This window comes from Allobosea sp. 05T439 (assembly GCF_056396005.1).
In genome coordinates this window covers 1-2453 of the sequence record NZ_JBFTKP010000103.1, presented here as the reverse complement: position 1 = coordinate 2453, position 2453 = coordinate 1, and the positions used below count along the sequence as shown (strand labels likewise).

At 65.5% G+C, this 2453-nt stretch carries 1 protein-coding gene and 1 pseudogene; both read left to right on the top strand.

Annotated features, from left to right (window positions below; genetic code table 11):
- A partial coding sequence (locus tag AC1DIO_RS35150; RefSeq protein ID WP_476854932.1) for a calcium-binding protein occupies positions 1 to 1724 on the top strand: 1724 nt, incomplete at its 5' end.
- A 63-nt stretch (positions 1725 to 1787) separates the two neighbouring features.
- Positions 1788 to 2453 (top strand): annotated as a pseudogene (locus tag AC1DIO_RS35145) (HlyD family type I secretion periplasmic adaptor subunit); the annotation flags it as partial.

Sequence of the window (2453 nt, the reverse complement as noted above, 5' to 3'; positions counted from 1 at the left end):
GTGGCTGGGAGTTCACCCCGGCGCCCGGCTATTTTGGCCCGGTGACGCTGAGCTACGAGGTCAGCGACGAGACCGTCGCGGTCGCCCAGACCGCGCTCTTCAGGGTCGTCGAGTTCACCGAGATCAACGGCACGGCCGGCGATGACAGCCTGACCGGGACGGAATGCGCCGACCTGATCGACGGGCGCGACGGCAATGACGTGATCGATGGCCGCGGCGGCTCCGACATCCTGCATGGCGGCGCCGGCAACGACTTCATCCGCGGCGGCGCCGGCCATGACCTGATCTATGCCGGCCGCGGCAACGACATCGTCTATGGCGGCGAGGGCAACGACACGATCTATGGCGATGACGGCGACGACCAGCTCTTCGGCGAGGATGGCGACGACATCATCTTCGGCGGCAACGGCAACGACATCATCATCGGCGGTAAGGGCAATGATCGGCTCTATGGCGGCGATGGTGACGATTTCATCGACGGCGGTGAGGGGGACGACTGGATCGATGCCGGTGAGGGCAACAACGTTGTCTTGACCGGCGACGGCAACAACACCGTCCGCACCGGCAATGGCAACAATGTCGTCATCGGTGGCGCCCACGTCGACATCGTCGAGTTCGGCTGCGGCCAGGACACGGCCCGTCTCGGTGGGGGGGACGACGTCGCGGCGGGCGGCGGCGGCAACGACCGGCTCTTCGGCGAATCCGGCAACGATACGCTCTCCGGCGATGACGGCGACGATGTACTCGATGGCGGGGAGGGCGACGATCACCTCGCCGGCGGCTGCGGCAAGGACAGGCTCTTTGGTGGCAGCGGCAATGACTTGCTCGACGCCGGTGACGGCGATGACGAGGTGGAGGGCGGCGACGGCGACGACATCGTCTTCGGCGGAGACGGAGACGACAGGGTTGAGGGCGATGCCGGCCATGACCGGCTCTTCGGCGGAGCGGGCGACGACCGGATCGAGGGCAATGATGGCAATGACGTCATTGATGGCGGCACCGGCAATGACTGCCTGTTCGGTGGGACCGGCAATGACGTGATCCAGGGCGGTGCCGGCAACGACCGGATCGAGGGAGGTAGCGGTGCCGATACGCTCGATGGCGGTGGGGGCAGGGACCGGGTTGAGGCCGGGTCTGGCGACGACGTGATCATCGGTACGCTCGATGCTGCGGCCGATTGCTATGATGGCGGCAGCGGTTGCGACACGCTGGATTACTCCCGGGCAACGCAGAGCATCGACATCAACCTGGTCGAGGGCAAGGCGGTCAGCGTCGAGATCGGCGAGGACGGGTTCTCCAGCATCGAGGCGGTGATCGGCGGCAGCGGCAATGACCACTTCACCATCGGCACTGATGTGGTGACGCTGACCGGCGGGGCGGGCGACGACACCTTCTCCTTCGACGTGCCCTATGATGAGGACGATCGCGACCTGATCCACCAGATCCTCGACCTCGAGGCCGGCGACCGCATCCGCATCAAGCAGTACCAGATCCGCAAGCACGATGATGATGACGATGATGACGACGGCGGAAGCGGTTCCGACGACGATGCCTTCGATCGCACCTATGGCGACGAGGGCGACGATTCCGGTCGGCCATTCCGCTTCCGCATCGAGAAGATCGGTGACGACGACCGCACCTATGTCGATGTCTATCTCGAGCAGAATGACGAGAAGGACTACTCGATCGAGATCCAGGGCAGTCACAGGCTTTATTACTACTGATCCCGGCGAGGGGGCGGGGCCGCAGCGCCTCGCATTCCGGGCCGTCTGACGGGAGAGATGAGCATGATCAAGAGCAGTGTCGCATCGCAGTCCGGTGGGGACGCCAGGGAAGGGCGCGAGCCGAATTTCGGGCTCGGCCGGCATATGCTCGCCGGTACGGCGCTCGCCCTGCTCTTGGTCGTCGGCTGCGGCGGCTGGGCCGCCAGCGCCCATCTCAACGGCGCCGTGATCGCCCAGGGCTCGGTCAAGGTCGACCAGAACCTCAAGGAGGTGCAGCACCGCGACGGCGGCATCGTCCAGGCGATCGGGGTGCGMCAGGGCGACCGGGTCGAGGCTGGCCAGACCCTGTTCTGGCTCGACGATGTCCAGACCAAGGCCGAGCTCTCGATCATCCGCTCGCAGCTCGGCGAAAATCTCGGCCGCAAGGCCCGCCTGATCGCCGAGCGYGACAACCTCGCCGCGATCACCTTCCCGGCCGAGCTCGCCAAGGTCTTCGACGAGGCSRRYCAGATCATCCAGGGCGAGACSCGGTTGTTCGACGGCAACCGCACCAACCGCGAAAGCCGCAAGGAACAGCTCGAGATCAGCATCGTCCAGTCCGGCGAGGAGRTSAARGGCCTCGAGGCGCGCAAGGTCGCCAAGGTCGAGGAGCTGCGCCTGGTCGAACTCGAGCGGAACAAATATCTCGGCCTGTTCGAGAAGGGCTTCATCGACGGCACGAAGGTCTAC